The sequence below is a fragment of the Microcoleus sp. EPA2 genome, from assembly GCA_020882975.1.
Classification (GTDB): Bacteria; Cyanobacteriota; Cyanobacteriia; order Cyanobacteriales; family Microcoleaceae; genus Microcoleus.
The window spans coordinates 268,079-284,322 of record JAHRFD010000002.1 but is presented as its reverse complement, the minus strand read 5'-3'; the positions used below and the strand labels follow the sequence as shown (position 1 = coordinate 284,322).

At 44.2% G+C, this 16,244-nt stretch carries 19 protein-coding genes; 12 read left to right on the top strand and 7 right to left on the bottom strand.

From position 1 onward, the window contains the following. Positions 1-26: 26 nt before the first annotated feature. Positions 27-1,988 carry an ABC-F family ATP-binding cassette domain-containing protein gene (locus AAFP14_RS03720; protein WP_341730951.1) on the bottom strand — a complete coding sequence of 654 codons (1,962 nt, stop codon included), beginning with the start codon at positions 1,986-1,988 and terminating at the stop codon, positions 27-29. 193 nt (positions 1,989-2,181) lie between these two features. Here AAFP14_RS03720 and AAFP14_RS03715 point away from each other — a divergent pair, with 193 nt between their 5' ends. From AAFP14_RS03715 to AAFP14_RS03695, 5 genes are all read left to right on the top strand, one after another. Continuing rightward, the gene (locus tag AAFP14_RS03715) at positions 2,182-2,424 is read left to right on the top strand and encodes a DUF433 domain-containing protein (RefSeq protein WP_293352131.1); all 243 of its coding nucleotides are present in this window, start codon (positions 2,182-2,184) and stop codon (positions 2,422-2,424) included. Beyond that, complete coding sequence (locus AAFP14_RS03710) at positions 2,408-2,782, top strand: DUF5615 family PIN-like protein (RefSeq protein ID WP_341730950.1); 375 nt, start codon at positions 2,408-2,410, stop codon at positions 2,780-2,782. The genes AAFP14_RS03715 and AAFP14_RS03710 overlap by 17 nt, the downstream gene beginning before the upstream one ends. A gap of 119 nt (positions 2,783-2,901) precedes the next feature. Next, positions 2,902-4,080: a HEPN domain-containing protein gene (locus tag AAFP14_RS03705; protein ID WP_341730949.1), complete on the top strand. Its 1,179-nt coding sequence runs from the start codon at positions 2,902-2,904 to the stop codon at positions 4,078-4,080. A gap of 41 nt (positions 4,081-4,121) precedes the next feature. After that, positions 4,122-4,505, top strand: a complete 384-nt coding sequence (locus tag AAFP14_RS03700) for a hypothetical protein (protein ID WP_341730948.1) — start codon at positions 4,122-4,124, stop codon at positions 4,503-4,505. Between the two features lie 8 nt (positions 4,506-4,513). After that, positions 4,514-4,849 carry a hypothetical protein gene (locus AAFP14_RS03695; RefSeq protein ID WP_341730947.1) on the top strand — a complete coding sequence of 112 codons (336 nt, stop codon included), beginning with the start codon at positions 4,514-4,516 and terminating at the stop codon, positions 4,847-4,849. A gap of 17 nt (positions 4,850-4,866) precedes the next feature. Here AAFP14_RS03695 and AAFP14_RS03690 read toward each other — a convergent pair whose 3' ends face one another. Further along, on the bottom strand, positions 4,867-5,196 hold the full coding sequence (locus AAFP14_RS03690; protein WP_341730946.1) for a helix-turn-helix domain-containing protein: 330 nt from the start codon (positions 5,194-5,196) through the stop codon (positions 4,867-4,869). Then, positions 5,189-5,578, bottom strand: a complete 390-nt coding sequence (locus tag AAFP14_RS03685) for a type II toxin-antitoxin system RelE/ParE family toxin (protein WP_341730945.1) — start codon at positions 5,576-5,578, stop codon at positions 5,189-5,191. Before AAFP14_RS03685 ends, AAFP14_RS03690 begins: the two co-directional genes overlap by 8 nt. Positions 5,579-5,650: 72 nt before the next feature. On the opposite strand from AAFP14_RS03685, the gene AAFP14_RS03680 reads away from it, so the two are divergent. From AAFP14_RS03680 to AAFP14_RS03665, 4 genes are all read left to right on the top strand, one after another. Beyond that, positions 5,651-6,040, top strand: coding sequence for a hypothetical protein (locus tag AAFP14_RS03680; RefSeq protein ID WP_341730944.1), 390 nt, complete (start codon positions 5,651-5,653; stop codon positions 6,038-6,040). After that, positions 6,037-6,348 carry a nucleotidyltransferase family protein gene (locus tag AAFP14_RS03675; RefSeq protein ID WP_341730943.1) on the top strand — a complete coding sequence of 104 codons (312 nt, stop codon included), beginning with the start codon at positions 6,037-6,039 and terminating at the stop codon, positions 6,346-6,348. The genes AAFP14_RS03680 and AAFP14_RS03675 overlap by 4 nt, the downstream gene beginning before the upstream one ends. Before the next feature lie 67 nt (positions 6,349-6,415). Beyond that, a complete protein-coding gene (locus AAFP14_RS03670; RefSeq protein ID WP_341730942.1) occupies positions 6,416-6,550 on the top strand; it encodes a hypothetical protein in 135 nt (44 codons plus the stop codon). Between the two features lie 173 nt (positions 6,551-6,723). Beyond that, positions 6,724-7,740 carry a histone deacetylase family protein gene (locus tag AAFP14_RS03665; RefSeq protein ID WP_341730941.1) on the top strand — a complete coding sequence of 339 codons (1,017 nt, stop codon included), beginning with the start codon at positions 6,724-6,726 and terminating at the stop codon, positions 7,738-7,740. A 13-nt stretch (positions 7,741-7,753) separates the two neighbouring features. Here AAFP14_RS03665 and AAFP14_RS03660 read toward each other — a convergent pair whose 3' ends face one another. After that, positions 7,754-8,302 (bottom strand): nucleotidyltransferase domain-containing protein, encoded by a 549-nt coding sequence (locus AAFP14_RS03660; protein WP_341730940.1) that lies wholly within the window; start codon positions 8,300-8,302, stop codon positions 7,754-7,756. Between the two features lie 162 nt (positions 8,303-8,464). On the opposite strand from AAFP14_RS03660, the gene AAFP14_RS03655 reads away from it, so the two are divergent. Beyond that, positions 8,465-10,006: an acyl-CoA synthetase gene (locus tag AAFP14_RS03655; RefSeq protein ID WP_341730939.1), complete on the top strand. Its 1,542-nt coding sequence runs from the start codon at positions 8,465-8,467 to the stop codon at positions 10,004-10,006. Positions 10,007-10,140: 134 nt separating this feature from the next. Here AAFP14_RS03655 and AAFP14_RS03650 read toward each other — a convergent pair whose 3' ends face one another. Both AAFP14_RS03650 and AAFP14_RS03645 read right to left on the bottom strand, forming a co-directional pair. Next, on the bottom strand, positions 10,141-12,399 hold the full coding sequence (locus AAFP14_RS03650; RefSeq protein ID WP_341730938.1) for a DUF1796 family putative cysteine peptidase: 2,259 nt from the start codon (positions 12,397-12,399) through the stop codon (positions 10,141-10,143). Positions 12,400-12,686: 287 nt separating this feature from the next. Beyond that, the gene (locus AAFP14_RS03645; RefSeq protein WP_341730937.1) at positions 12,687-13,454 is read right to left on the bottom strand and encodes a TerC family protein; all 768 of its coding nucleotides are present in this window, start codon (positions 13,452-13,454) and stop codon (positions 12,687-12,689) included. A 256-nt stretch (positions 13,455-13,710) separates the two neighbouring features. Here AAFP14_RS03645 and psaM point away from each other — a divergent pair, with 256 nt between their 5' ends. Together psaM and AAFP14_RS03635 are read left to right on the top strand one after the other, a co-directional pair. Continuing rightward, positions 13,711-13,806 (top strand): photosystem I reaction center subunit XII, encoded by a 96-nt coding sequence (gene psaM / locus AAFP14_RS03640; protein ID WP_015174804.1) that lies wholly within the window; start codon positions 13,711-13,713, stop codon positions 13,804-13,806. A gap of 282 nt (positions 13,807-14,088) precedes the next feature. After that, positions 14,089-14,502 (top strand): slr1601 family putative cell division protein, encoded by a 414-nt coding sequence (locus tag AAFP14_RS03635; RefSeq protein ID WP_341730936.1) that lies wholly within the window; start codon positions 14,089-14,091, stop codon positions 14,500-14,502. Positions 14,503-14,688: 186 nt separating this feature from the next. On the opposite strand, the gene ctpA is transcribed toward AAFP14_RS03635, so the two are convergent. After that, positions 14,689-15,927 carry a carboxyl-terminal processing protease CtpA gene (ctpA, locus tag AAFP14_RS03630; RefSeq protein ID WP_341730935.1) on the bottom strand — a complete coding sequence of 413 codons (1,239 nt, stop codon included), beginning with the start codon at positions 15,925-15,927 and terminating at the stop codon, positions 14,689-14,691. Positions 15,928-16,244 lie beyond the last annotated feature (317 nt).

Genomic DNA, 16,244 nt, shown 5'->3' with positions numbered 1-16,244 from the left:
CTGAAAGATTGCATTTCAACCCCTGCTCAACTCACCCGTTCCGCTAATTCTAACCATTTCTCGGTAGCCCGATCGATCTCTTGAGTCAATTGGACCAAACGTTCGGATAACTTTTTCACCTCACCAAACCCACTGGGAGGATTTTCCGACAACCTCTGCTCAATCTCTGCTTTCTCAGCTTCCATCTGGGGAATCTGAACTTCTAACTTCTCGTATTCCCGCTTTTCATTAAACGTAAGTTTGCGCGCCTTCTCCGATTCCTGACTTTCTCCCCCCCTTGTAGGGGCGGTGGATGGTGCGTGCCCGCCCTGGTTGGGGGGGTTAGCAGCAGATTGTGGTGTTTTGCTAGGATTTTTTTGTGCTTTAAGTTCCTTCGCTTCTTCCGCTTTCTTGTGATCCAAATACACCGAATAATTACCAGGATACAAACGCAAATTTCCGCCCGGTTCTAAGGCGAAAACCATGTCAATTGTGCGATCGAGAAAATAGCGATCGTGAGATACTACAATTACACAGCCGTTGAAGTCTTCCAGATAATCTTCCAACACCGCCAAAGTCTGCACATCCAAATCGTTTGTCGGTTCATCCAAAATCAGCAAGTTCGGTGCACTCATCAACACTTTCAACAAAAACAATCGGCGCTTTTCCCCGCCGGAAAGTTTGCTAATCGGTGCATACTGTTGAATCGGCGGAAACAGAAACTTCTCCAACATTTGAGAAGCCGTAATGATTTCCCCATCGGCAGTTTTCACCAATTCTGCCACACTTTTGAGGTATTCAATCACTCGTTGGTCTTCGTTGGGTATCAAATCCTCCGAATGCTGGTCGAAATAACCGATGTGAATGGTTGTGCCAATTTCGACAGTACCAGAATCTGGCTGAATTCGTCCGGTGATGATATCCATCAGCGTCGATTTTCCTGCACCGTTGCTACCGATGATTCCAATCCGGTCTTCGGGAGTAAAATTGTAGGTAAAATTTTTAATTAAAGTGCGATCGCCGTAAGCTTTAGAAATATTCAGTAACTCAACAACTTTCTTACCAATCCGGCGGCCCGCTGTAGCAATCTCAACTTTGCCATTGCTGGTTTTGAACTCTTGGGCGCGCATATCTTTAATGCGATCGATCCGGGCTTTTTGCTTGGTACTGCGTGCTTTAGGCCCGCGTTTGAGCCATTCCAATTCGCGCCGTAATACTCCGGCGTGTTTGCGCTCTGTGCTGGCGGCGGATTCTTCCGCTAAGGCTTTTTTCTCCAAGTAGTAGGCGTAATTGCCACTATAATTGAAAAGGTCGGCGCGATCGATCTCTAGGATGCGATTGGTGACGCGATCGAGAAAATAGCGATCGTGCGTAATCAGCAACAAAGCACCGCGATAGCCATTCAAATAATTCTGCAACCACTCGACAGACAGCGCATCCAAGTGGTTAGTCGGTTCATCCATCAACAACACATCTGGTTCCGAAAGTAAAGCCGTTGCTAAGGCAATTCGCTTGCGATAGCCGCCGGATAAATCGCCAATTTTGGCATCAAAATCCTCAATTCCCAACTTAGTCAAAATCAACTTAGCCTTAGTTTCCAAATCCCACGCATCCACCTCATCAATGCGTTCAGACACCGCAGACAGTCGCGCCATCAACTTGTCAGTATCGCCTTGGTGGTGGGACAATTTATCGGAAATCTCCTCGTATTCGCGCACCAAAGCCATTTGTTCGCCGCTGTCAGCAAATACTTGCTCTAGGACAGTGTGATTTTCGTCCAAATCCGGCTGTTGGGGGAGATAGACAATTTTAGCACCGGGGTTCACCCAGCGATCGCCAGAGTCGATCGATTCCAAGCCCGCAATCATTTTCAGCAGCGTGGATTTCCCGGAACCGTTGGTGCCGATGAGTCCCACTTTATCGCCTTCATCGAGGCTGAAGCTGGCATCGGTTAGGAGTTCCTTGATGCCGAAGTCTTTTTTAATAGAACGCAGAGTAAAAATAGTCATGAGTATATCAAATTATCTACTTAACTTTTGACATTCACTAGCAATTTGCAGTATTTTAGATTATATCATGTCTTGTACCGCACTTGATTTTGATTTGCGATTTCACCCAAGGCCAGCGATAATTTATCAGTCTAAGTTTCCGAACTGGCAAGATGGGATATAAAATAATAAGGAAGAGTTGAGATTAGGAGCAATGAAAATAGATCGTATTACCAGCAATCCCAAGCGGATGAATGGGCAACCATGTATTCGCGATCTTCGGCTGACTGTTCGTCGGGTAATCGAGCTGCTAGCAACTTATCCTGATCGAGCAGAACTACATCAAGAGTTTCCAGAACTAGAGGATGAAGATATCCGACAAGCTCTCATTTTTGTATCCTCTTACCTGGACGATCGGATCATTGAGCTATCTAATCATTATGAAGCTGTTGCTTGACCAGGGATTACCACTTTCTGCGGCAGCATTATTACGTGATGCAGGTATCGACACCATCCATGTTGGTGACATTGGTATGTCTCAAGCCGAAGATACCGAAATCATCCAGAAAGCCAGAGAAGAGGAACGTATAGTTGTTACCCTCGATGCAGATTTTCATACATTGCTAGCACTTGATGAAGCAGTTTCTCCCTCAGTTATTCGCGTTCGGATTGAAAGGTTACGCGCCCAAGCATTAATGGATTTGCTGCTGATGGTAATTGCTCAGTGCGAGGAGGATCTAGAACAAGGATCTGCCATTTCGATCGAGCCAAGCCGTATTCGGATTCGCCGTCTGCCACTCATACCGGATGTCTAAAAAATAGTCATCAGTATAAACAGTCATTTACCTGACTTAGTTTAACTTAGTTCGATCGAGTCCAGTTGCGAAGAGCACCCAGTATAATATAACTTCAAGTTCATTGATGAGATAACAGTATGCAGATTAACTTAGTTCCGGTATGTGAATCTGGTAATCCCTACGGTGGCGAGATGATGAGAGATGCAATTACTCGTTTTAGGAAACGACTGCTTGCTGTGATTGTTGTTTGTCCTGAAGCAGGTTTTGAATACTCAGGTGAAGAAGCCAGACCTGATAACATCACTCGTACCCATATTAATGCTGCAATAGCTTTATTTCGTGAACCAGGGACGATCGGTCAAGTTACAGGGTTCATTCATGAAAATGGAATGAACATTAACATATCTGGGACAGGTGGTCGGTATGGAAAAGAGTTCATGAAATGCTTGATCCAAAATGATATCCAGCCCTGCTTTTATCCTGTGAAACCAGTCTATGACCTATTCCAGGAATGGTCAGAAAAATCTGAGACTTTTTGTAGACAAGATTTAGATTTAGGTTTATCAACTCATGAGCGTCTGAAATGTTGGGAACAGTTTTTAATAAATGAGATTGTTCCGCATCTCTATACAGAAAGCATGGGTTTTCTCGGTTTAAACAGCCGAACAGGAACCTGGCAAGAGTCTTGGCAGGCAGATGAGATAGAAGAGGATTATACAGACAAATATCAATTAGAAGCAATACTCTCTAATACTGATTTTTATCTTACTTTCCTGGATGAGATTGCAAGCTTGCGAGTATTGAACAAACTCAGTGTGCCAGACGCCAAAGCAAATAAAACTCTGAGAAGACATCTTTATGTTGGCGTAATAGCGTGTCTCGAAACTTATCTATCTGATGCGTTCATAAATACGGTTTTGTCAAACGAAAACTATTTGAAATCTTTTTTTACATCATTCAAAGACTTTAAACAGCAAAAAATTGGCATGAATGAACTTCTTGACTTTGCTAGCAAATCCGAAGAAATAGCGAAGAAGGCAATGTTAGAAGTCCTTTACCATAACTTAGATAAAGTGAGTAAAATGTACGAAAAAATACTGAACATTGAGTTTCCCGAATTCTCTCAAATTCAAAAAGCTGTATCAATAAGGCACGATTTAGTACACAGGAACGGAAAGACTAAAGACGGCATAGAGAGTAATATTGATAGCAGAAGTGTTGATGATATTATCTCTAAAGTTGAAAGCTTCATTAGTGAAATCGATCAAAAATTGAAAGAAAAAGATAACCATTCTGAGTCTTCCAGTGGAAGCTAAACTTCTAAATAATAAACTTAATCACACTGGCGGTTAGTAACGTGGATATTCTAATTGAGTCAACAAAGGGCTTTGAAAACGATCTTACTAAGTTGAGTGAAGATGAAAAATCAGCAGCAATTCAAAAAATCAACGATTGCGCTAGCCTCTTCCCAACTAAAAAAGCCGAGCTTTATCGCAAGCTGCGTCGCCTTCCCCTACCGACAAATCTTAATGGTTACGAATCTTCACTGTACACACTAACAGTTTCTCGAACATTAAGAGTAATTTGGGCAGTTGACGAAGATCCAATTTTTGGGCAAGTTATTTTTACTCTTTTTCGAGTAGTCAAACACGATGAACTAGATAAAGTATATCAGAGTGTAGCAGAATCTTTATATCAAGATATGCCTCACCACAATCTAGCAAATGCCCAAATTTCGTAAGCTTATTTATGGCACAGACTATTACGCTCTGCGATGAATATGGCATTATTTACGAAGCAATGAAGATTTTGCCAGATGACGAGCTGAAAATTTGTTTTCTGGAAGCTTTGGCAGAACTTGAAGACAACGAATGTCACAGAACCAGAAATTTTCTTAAAACGAGACTGCACAAAGTAAAGGGTGTGAAGCAGGCAATTTATCGTGCTGATATCGATAAAGTCTCAGGTTGGCGCATCCACGTTCAGTATATTAATGGGCAAATTCATCTCAAGGATATTATTGAGGGGCAAAGGCACGATGATGTAAGTAAGGTGATTAAATCTAAGAAGGTACGCTACGAGTAGTTGTCAGTAAAACGACATCATATAGCAACCACCCTTGTCTTAGCCTGAGAATCAGATTCAGGCTTTGCAATCACCCGAATCTCCACATCACTACCCAGCGCATTTAAGAACCGGAATAGGCGATCGATTGAAAACTCATATAGTTTTCCACGCAGCAAATCAGTGATTTTAGACCGATCGATTCCCAGGCATTTTGCTGCTTCAATCTGGGTCAATTTTCGCACTGTAATTAGTTCACTAATTTGGCGAACAAGTTCCGCTTTAATCAATAATTCTGAAGAATTTGGCAGCCCTAGATCCGCAAAAACATTTCCACTACTCGATCGCACCTTAATTTCATCATTCATTTTTGTCATCCTTTAGAGATTGTTTGTAGTATTGTTCATAATGCTGTTTGGCTCGTTTTAGTCGCGCCTCAATCAGTTCAATGTCTTGTTTGGGAGTGGCAATTCCATGCTTAGATTTTTTCTGAAAGATGTGCAAGACATACACAGCCCCCTCAAATCTGACCGTGTAAACCGATCGGTAAGTGTCTCCGTCAAAGTTTTCTACAACTTCCAGAACTCCTGAACCTTTGAACCCTTTGAGTGGCTTCGCGTCTGGGTGCTTCTTACCACATTGCGCTTGATACAAGGCATACCCTATGACCTGCTGAACTTCTTCAGGAAAGTCTTTTAAGTCATCAAGGGAACTGGCAATCCATTCAACAGTCTTTAGGGGTGGATTCATAATTATAATATAGTACATTTGATATCAAATGTACTATAATTCAGATACCAACCTTTGTTGGAGTATTTTTATATGTCCTTGCAAGAGCTTAAAGAAAAAGCCAGCCAACTCTCAATCAGCGATCGCCTTGCCCTGCTAAGTGCGATCGTTCAATCGCTCCAAACTACACCGGAAATCGAAAATTGGCAATATTTAGTTGCACGTCCTCATGCTTGGCGCAAACAACTGTACATTAAAGGACGTAAATTACTGGTATCGACTATTTGTCGAGACATGACTGCTAATCAAATGTCACCCGAACAAGCAGCCAAAAATTGGGATTTACCACTGTCTGCTATCTATGAAGCGATTGATTACTGTGAGAATCATCAGCAAATTTTAAAATTAGAAGTAGACGAGGAACGCTATCGATTGGAAGCAAAAGGAGTCCAACTTGAGCCTACAAATAAGGAGGCTGAATGAAAACCGCGATCGCCCTACCAATTGACCAAATTACGAAATTGTGCCAACATTGGCAAATCATCGAACTCTCCCTCTTTGGTTCGATCCTTCGGGACGACTTTCATGCAGACAGCGACATCGATATCTTAGTTGCTTTTGCTCCCACAGCCAACTGGGGTCTACTCGATCGCGCCCAAATGCAGGAAGAACTCGAAGCATTGCTAAGCAGACCAGTTGATCTAATCAGTAAAAGAGCGATCGAGCGCAGTTCTAACTGGATTCGCCGTCAAGAAATTCTGTCTACGGCTCAAACTATCTATATCAAATAATCGCGATCGCGCTTCCTTACTAGACATTGCCACGGCTGCTCAAAAAGTCCTGCAATATAAAGGTAACATGGACAAAAGTGCATTTCTCAATGATGATAAAACGCAATCTGCGATCGTGTTTCAACTTCTGATTATCCGTGCAGCGGTGACACCCATTTCTTCAGAATTGCGATCGCACCCTAGCTGTATTGTGGCTACATAGCCCATGGCCCCAACCTGAACCCCAGCATCCGATTCACCCTTGGCAATCACAGGAGGTCGTCAAGTTTTTTGCAGAGCTTGATAAAATGCAGTAACTGTGGTATTATGCTTGCTTAAAAATAGTAGGCATTTCATTACAATTAATCTCTTCAGTTTGACTGCCAAAATAAAACGATGCAGCTTGCTACCTATCTACACCCCCAAACATTTTCTACTTCCAAGTTAATACAAACAATTTCTTTTACCGGATATTCTTTTAATTACTACAATCAAGTCAGACAAGCTCTTCAAAAATCTCTGACAGACTATCCAGCCTTACCCTTAAGAAAAGCAAAAATGAGTGATTATCAGAAGGTTCATGCTGGACAATATCTCCGCAAATTGATATTACAAGCCCTCGGTAAACCACTAGATAACATCAGCCTAGCCTTACCAGACTTGAGTATGGAATGCCAAGGTTTAGAGTATTGTTTGCCCGGTTATATCTATGGTTTGGGAGGTATGATGGAAGCGATCGACCAAATGAAACAGGGAAACCTAGAACGGGCTTACTGCTTCAGTATGGTAGGACATCATGCTCATAGGAATTGGGGACACGGTTACTGTATCTTAAATCCTCTAGCTGCTGCTGCTCGATATGCTCAGACACAAAGATTTGAAAAAGTATTGATAGTTGACTGGGATATTCATCATGGCGATGGAACTCAGTCAATTTTTAGCAACGATCCTAGCGTCTATTGTATTAGCATTCATAGTGGTGTAGATATCTACATGGCGAAAGCCTCCGACTTGAAAGCTGGCACAACAACCATTGCCGAAACTGTTGGACATTGTAACATTCCGCTGATTCCTGAATCTTTTCCAGTAGAAGTTTTGCAATCAGAGGGTATAACTGGTCGATTCTACTACGCCCATCAGAGTATCAGCACTTTTCGGCAAGCTTTAGAAAATGTACCGTGGGAACCAGACCTAGTTACTATTTTTTCTGGTTATGATTCCCACAGAGATGATTGTGGGAAGGACATCACAGATTGGACAAATGCTGATTTCTGTAAACTGACCGAAATTCTACTAGATTTTGTTAAGAGATGGGGATGTCCAGTGCTCTCTACTCATGGAGGTGGCTACAGATTACCAGTGACAGTAGCAGCAGCTACCGCCCACATCAGGACTTTAGCAACCTATGTTTAGTTTGCGGCACTAATTAATCAAGTTTTACCACACTAACTTGTTCCTGGAACTGTTCGTGAAGACGCGCTGATGCTGCATCGCCGAAAGATGCTTTCACCAAAGCATAGCTTTCAAAGTCCTGGGCGCGCCATGAAGACTGTGGCACTTCTTCTAGATAATAGAAATAGTCCCAGAGAATCGCCTCCCAACTTGTACAGCGTAAAAATTGACCGGCAATATTTCCCTGTTTTTCCCAAGGACAAGTACCAGCCGGAAGCCCTTCAAGCTCATAATTTTCACCAATCAGTACACAGGGTTCACAGTCAATAATCACTCCATCTAAGGCTATCAAAAAACCGTAATCTGTTTGTGTAATTGCACCACCACCGAGGGACTGAAGCAGCGAAATAAACTCTGCTTTGCGCTCAGCAGGAAATGCAACATCAATATCTTGATGTTCTCGCGTGATGCGATGAAGTTTGCCGTCTATCGCCCAACCACCTTGTAACCAAAGTGGTAAATTGATTGTTTCTGCTGTGGCAAATAGGCGATGAATTAACGCAATCATGTATTGTGTATTCATCGGGATTTAAGCAGGGTAAGTGGTTTCTAAATGGCTGAGTTGATTGAGGCTGATATAATAGACATCTCCAGAAAAGCCAGCTTTGAACAGGCTATTTTGCCTATTCCACAAGAATTATTGGAGATATTTAATGATAACTCAACCACATTATAATTTCAAGTTATGCTGAGATCGATCGCACTTCTGATTACCGACATGATTCAGATAAATACTCAAAACGTAAATCTCCCCTTAATAAATCGTGCTCTAGAACACAAAGAGCGCAGGGCGATCGCCACCTTGGAACAAACATATACCTATGGGGATTTACTGCACACATCCAGCCAAATAGCAACAAAATTGCTTCAGGATGTGACAGATTTACAAGAACAACGAATTGCATTTCTGATTCCGTCTGGATTTGAGTATGTCGCTACCCTGTGGGGAATTTGGCGCGCCGGTGCGATCGCCGTACCTCTATGCGTGTCCCACCCGCGACCAGAATTAGAGTATGTTATCACCAATTCGGGAGCATCAATTATTGTTGCCCATCCCAATTTTGAAGATTTATTGCGCCCGATCGCCCGATCGCACAACCTAGGATTTATCCTCACTTCCGAAACCCTTCCCACCCAGATTAGCCCTCTCCCAGAAATAGATATCACCAGACGCGCCTTAATTCTCTACACCAGCGGTACAACAGGAAAACCAAAAGGAGTAGTAACCACTCATCAAAATATTCAAGCTCAAGTAACCAGCTTAATCGACGCTTGGGAATGGACATCAAGCGATCGCATTCTCCACGTACTTCCCTTACATCACATACACGGAATTGTCAATGTATTAACCTGTGCTTTATGGGCCGGCGCAGAGTGCGAAATGCTGAGCAAATTTGATGCTGAAACAGTTTGGAATCGAATTTGTGACGGTGATTTAACCTTATTTATGGCAGTACCAACGATTTATGTAAAATTGATTACTGCGTGGGAAACCGCTACCGAAGAACGCCAAAAAAGCCGATCGAAAAGTTGTGCAAAAATGCGCCTAATGGTTTCAGGTTCAGCAGCATTACCAGTTCAAGTATTAGAAAAATGGCAAAAAATCAGCAGTCATTTTCTGCTAGAACGTTATGGGATGACAGAAATTGGCATGGCCTTATCCAACCCTTTACAAGGTAAACGAGCAGCGGGATATGTAGGAAAACCTCTACCTGGTGTGGAAGTGCGATTAGTCAACGAAAAAGGAGAATTAGTAACAGCAGGAACACCAGGAGAAATTCAAGTCAAAAGTCCCGGAGTATTTCTGGAATATTGGCAAAACCCCCAAGCAACAGCCAAAACTTTCCAAGCAGGCTGGTTTTGTACAGGAGATTTTGCAGTAGTGGAGAATGACAACTATCGCATCCTCGGAAGGATGAGTGTGGATATCATCAAAACCGGAGGCTATAAAGTTTCAGCTTTGGAAATAGAGGAAGTATTGCGATCGCATCCAGAGATTCAAGAATGTGCAGTGGTAGGGGTTGAGGATGTAGAATGGGGTGAACGAGTTTGTGCTGCATTAGTATTGCGATCGGAATCCAGTTTAAACTTAGCATCTTTCAGGAGTTGGGCAAAAGAGCAATTGGCTGTGTATAAAGTCCCAACCCGAATTTTGACAGTTGAAGAATTACCTAGAAATGCAATGGGAAAAGTGACTAAGCCGACAATAATTCAATTATTTTGTTGACAGTTATGGAGTAAGATTAAATGAACCGCGAAGGCGCGAAGAGCGCTAAGAAAGAACAGCATTTTCTTCTTTCTCTTCCTTCGCGTCCTTCGCGCCTTCGCGGTTTAATCATTCCGGTGCAACCAAACTTAATATTACCTATTTTGCGGTATCTTAGGTGGACACCAAAACAGGTTTTTGCTGCAAACCCCGATCGACTCCAAAATCCCTCGCATCACATCCGTACAGTACATCCAGTGTCCCAAATCCGCATACATTCGATCGGGATTAAACTCCACATTATAATGCAGCACACAATCCAAACCTGCAAACTCATCGGAAGATTGGGGAGAAAGCAACAGCAATTGAAAAGGTTTCCCCTGACATTTGTATTCTAGTTTATGGATCAGATCGATCGCTCCATTGCGATCGGCAATACCAGTGCGGACAAACAGCACCTTGTCGCAATGTTGAAGTGCGTACCAAAACCGCGCAGAACGTGCCGTATATCGCTGACGCATCCGTTCAAATACCGGAGACATATCATTAACAGGATCGTCTGTATCTTCAACTTCATGGGCAAAAGAAAGACCAGACCACTTGCTATGATAGATTCTACCCGCTTGGGCACTGTAGTGCAGAAAAGCCGGATTCCACATATCATAAAAACCGTTTTCGATCGCATCAGCAACATCTCCAATCTTGGTAGTGCGCGTCAAATCGAAGGGAAAAGCCGGGCCATCGTACTCCATTTTATACAGCATCATCCGCACTGCACAGCGATCGCCCAGCGGCAAAATCGCCACCCGGCTGATGTCGGATAATTGACATTTATATTGAAACAATACAGCGGACTTAGGCGGTGATTTCACCCGACTTTCAATCCCGTTGTCGCCAATCATCATGGTGCGAAAAGGTGCGTCAGGATGCAGGGGATCGTCATAGACACCAGATGGCATGGCTTTGAGTAGATGGCGAACTTCCTTCCACATGGGTTGGATGTTGTATTCTTTGTCTGATTCGTTGATAATCCACAGGCGACTATCGTCTAATTTTAAAATTCCCAAATGCCCGTCATAGAACAACAATTGTGAGTTGTTCGGTGCAAAAAGATTGAAAGCTGAAGTGTATTCTAAGTCAGCACCAGGGGCAATTTCCATTGTGGTTTCGATCGTCCCATTTTCCTGTACTGCAAAGAAAGGAAGCATCCCTGACTTGACATTTTTAGCAATATAAATCCCTGGGATCAATCCTGCTTGGCGTTGCAGTAAATTTTGGATTGCTTGCCAATGGGGAGCGATCGTGTAATTGTGGGGTGATGAATTGACAATCCGCAAAAGCTGTTCTTCCAGACAAGCAGTGACTTCAAAGCCTGCATTGTCTTGGTAAACAGGAACTGTTTTGGGTGCACAAAAGTATTGTTTTTCCTTGGCTAATTCGTCTTTGTCGATCGCAAATCGGTTAAGATCGATCGCCTCATACATCAGATTATGACCGATGGTGTTTGGGTGAGAAGGATCGAAGGATATTCCTGGTTTCCAACGTCCTTGTCCATCTTCCAACACTCCCAACCAATCCAGCACCGGAACGCCCCAATTCTGCATCCGGTGGTGGGTATCTCGCAGCAACCAGTAATGTTCTGAGTTATAGTCACCGTGGGGATATAGTCCGCCCAGCATGGGACGTGCTCCCAGGGCTCGCGTCATTTTCACCAACTGTAGCAAGCCACTTTCAAATCGGCGCTGGATTCCCCGTCGTTCGTGGGGGCGACAGTGGGCTAGCCCTTCGTTACCCAGAGACAGAGCAATAATTACCACATCAGGTTGTTCTGGGGCGACGACGGAGGGAAAACGGGCGATGGTTTTGCCGACATTTGCGCCCGCTTCTGACAAATTCACCAGTTGGTGTCCGTATTTTTCCTGCAAAGACTCTGCCAACTGGGAAGCCCAACCTTTCAACATCCAGGCTTTTTGACCCTTGGCGACGGAACTACCAATCACGGCGATTTTTAAGCCTGGGGATTTTTGATCTGAGGGGAGATTGGGAACAGGTTCTGCTTCTTCTAGGTATCCGAAGGGATAAGGCTGCAAATAACCAAAGGCGCCATCGTCTACTACGATTTTGCTGGATTTGTGGTGTGGGTCGATCGGTATCCAGCGATTAAAACCGAATTCTTCCCATGCTGCGATACCGTTGGCATCAATATACACGTACTTATATTCTATGTTCTGGCGATCGCCTACATCGAGAGCAGGCTGAATGTCTATATCTGTGTACCATAAAGGATAGCGATCGGCACTGGTGTTCAGGCGTAGGCATTTCGTGATATCCCACAGTCCTAATTCGGGAGTAGAACCGACGATACCGATGGATGCGCCAGTTTGCGTGTGTCCAATAATCTGAAATCGATACATAGGTGTTTTCTCGATCTTAAAGATACAATGCCGGACAAGAAGGCTGAATCCTCAAAGTTGTTTTTGAGAGTAACACATAGAGTGATTTAAATATGTCTTTGAAATAACATTGGCTGTGAGCTCTAGCGATCGCCTTAACAGCCTTAGCGATTGCTATACTAGACTTGTTTAAGCGGTCGGCTATCTCACTATTCACGGGGTGCATTTATACACAAAAAATAGATCGACCTTTAGCAAAAGATCGATCTATATGTTGAAACAAAAGTCAATTTTAAAATAAAAGTATCTCAAATTTCCGACTTCTGTGCTTCCTGCTCCTTGACTTCCCCTTCCGAGTCCTGCTTAAATGCAGATTCTAAGGACTCTGTAATCTCCTTCGACTCTGGAGTGCGTTTAGAAAAACCCCACACAAACATCAAGGCGATACATGAAACTACCAGCCATTGGGGAGGAACTAAATCTGGATTAATTACTTTCACCAACAACCTCATGCCCACGAACCCGACTGTGATGTAGCCGGCACTTTCCAGGTGAACGTATTCATCCAGCCAGCGGATGAACAATCCAGCCATGAATCGCAGAGCAATAATGCCAATGGTAGCGCCCGTAACCACAATCACCGTGTTATCCGAAACTGCGATCGCCGTAGTGACGCTATCCAAAGAAAATGCTAAATCCGTAAAAGCAATCATGGGAATTGCTTGCCAAACCGACGAAAATTTCGGCCCGTGATGTTCTCCCTCGGAGTCAGCATCTGAGGCGAAGTGCTGCCAAACCAGCCACAATAGGTACAGAGCACCCAGGAGTTCAAACTGCCAGTATTGGATCACCCAAGTAGCGGTTAAAATCAGTGAAATTCGCAGTACGAAAGCAATTATCAAACCGAAATTGAGAGCCTGTTGCTGTTGCTTTGGTTCTTCCAAACCTTTAGAAATAGATGCCAGGGCGATCGCATTGTCAGCCGAAAGCACAGCCTCCAAAGCCACCAAAACTAACAATAATAAAAAGGTATCAATTCCTAGATTCGGAGAAGATTCGATAAATTGATCTAGCATTAACTATGTTGTGCACCTAAAATTTGCAATGGTAGAGCTCAGCGTTAATCACCTGCTCTGTCGAGAATTAGTGTCACCTTCACTTATCTTAACCTAATCTGGTAACTCTGCGACACCCGATCGCCCTCCTTCTGCGTTCCATCTTGAGAAGTCCTAGCCGTATTTTATATTTCGAGTTGTTACAAGTGATTCCCAAAAGCGCCAATTTGCCGGAAATTAGTGAAAGCTCGTACCCGTGAACAGGAGTTTTGTCAATATGTCTTTAACAGATACCCAAGTCTACGTCGCCCTCGTAATTGCTTTGATTCCAGGAATCTTGGCTTTCCGGTTGTCTACTGAACTGTACAAGTAGTTCACAGACACTAGGGAGAATCGCCGGCACTACCTGCCTGAGCAGTTAAATCTTGAGCGTGCGGACAATTGCTGCCACAGTGGAGTAGATTGTTTGTTGTCAGCAAGACAAAACTGCAAGGGCAGGAATTTTTATATCAAAAATCTGTCCCCAGGTGTCCTGATGTCTCAAAAATTTTAGCTGGTATCACCTTGACAAACCAGGATAGGTGTGGATTCAACTAAAACTTTGCTGGAACTAGCAGCTTGAAAACGTCACTATCAGAAATCTGTAAAAAAAATTATGCAAGCGATTAAACCTACCGTTACCCCACTGCGTCCTGTCAAAAACTCCCCTCGCGTTGCTCGTGGTAACAGTCGCAGCCCTCGTTCTTACCCTCACCAAACCCTGGCGGCGGAAGCAGGAGTGAAGTTAGCAGTCAACATCGTACTTTCAGTTTGTGCAACTTCTGCTTTGATTCAGCTTTGGCCTCACTACCGGGCAGTACAAGAAAAATTGCAGGAAATCCAAGCTGAAGTCAATATTACCGAAAAGAGAGTGAATCAGTCGCGATCGGACTTTAATCGCTACTTCGATCCCAGTCTGGCTAAAACAGTGATGCAAGAGCAAAGCAATCGGGTTGACCCCCAGCAGCAACCAGTGATTTTGCAGGAATCGGAGGCCCCTGACGCCGAGGAGTCAACTCAACAACCGTGAACGAAGAAGTCCGAGGGACTCAGCAAGAAGGTCGCAAAGATATCTTCAGCCATTGACAATTTCCTAAGAGTCTGCTTGTTAGATTTCGATTCCGGTTGCACTCGACCATGATTGTTGACGGTTGACAGTCCGTCGAACAACTCAAAGGCGGGTCTAGGTACTAGCTCAAAACTTAAAACTTGGGTTTCAAGCTGACTTCGCCATTACGGTTTTTTGCTTCAGCAGTTGGAGTGCAGCTTGATATTGCAAGTCGCTCTCAGTGCCAATTTGATCCCGCGTCATCGACTCGCTAGGTACTACCCGATCGGGCACAATCCCCATTTTGTGAATATCCGTGTGATTGGGCGTCTCGTATTTCGCCACAGTCACAGCCAATCCCGAACCATCTGACAAATCAAACAGGGACTGAATCAGCCCTTTACCAAAGGTCTTTTCTCCCACCAGTTGAGCTCTGCCATTATCTTGCAGCGCACCGGCCAAAATTTCGCTAGCACTGGCAGTTCCCTTGTTTACCAAAACAATCAGGGGATCGCCTGTTAGCGCCTGTCCATAGGCATCAAAACTGCCGAGAACACCTTGTCGATTCACTGTGTAAACAATGGTGCCGGAATCGATCCACAACCGGGCAATTTCAATCCCGGATTGCAGCAGTCCCCCTGGGTTGTTCCGCAGGTCGAGAATGTAGGCGGCGGCTCCTTGTTTTTCGAGTCGGTCGATCGCATTACTGACTTCCGCAGTGGCGTTAGCGCTGAATTGACTGAGGCGAATGTAGCCCACGGGTAAATTTTCCGGCCCAGACTGCAACTCGGCATAAACCGGATTGAGAGCAATGCGATCGCGCACTAACTCAATATCCTGTGGAGATTCCCTACCTTCGCGCCCCAAGGTGAGGATGACAGCAGTGCCGGCCCGGCCGCGCATTTTAGTGGCGGCTTCGTCTAGACTCAGTTCTGAGGTAGGAGTGCCGTCAATTTTCAAAATGCGATCGAGGGGTTGGATACCGGCTTTATCGGCTGGTGAACCGGCAATCGGAGCAATCACTGTCAGAGTGTTAGTCTGGGGGTCGATCGCAATTTGTAGCCCCACACCAGTCAGTTCCCCAGAAGTGTTGACCTGCAAACTGCGGTACTGTTCTGGTTTCAGCAGTCGAGTAAAGGGGTCATCCAGATTAGCCAGCATATCCTGAATCGCTGTATAGGTTTGTTCTCGATCGCTCAGAGGGGCCTTGATAGTCTGTTCGCGAATCGACCTCCAGTTGCGATGATTGAAGGTATCGTCCACATAAGAGCGGTTGACAATTCGCCAAGCTTCGTTCAATAGCTTCTGTTCATCAGTCAGCGCCATCGCCGGCTCGGCCCAAGAACCCAAAACCATAACCCATTGGAGGACAAGTAAAATTGCGATCTGGAAAACTCGTCTGTGCATGATTGTTCCGTAAAATATGAGTAGATTGGTATCTGTTGTATTTTAAGTTTGTACGTTTTTGACCTTTTGCACATTCAACTTCAACTCTCCGAAGGCAAAAGTCATCCAGCCAGTCCAGGAAGCCCTCAACCCAAAACAAGCCGGTTTGTCGTTCTCTTCCTTAATCTCAAATCAGCTAATTACCTGAACCAACCTGGTTGAGGCCAAAGTCCTAAACAGCATCAGGTCTGTGGCAGTCCCGCCCTAAAAATTAGTTAAAGTTGACATTTAACCCAGATTAAGTGAAGTTTTATCAAAAATATGAAAATTTAGAAACC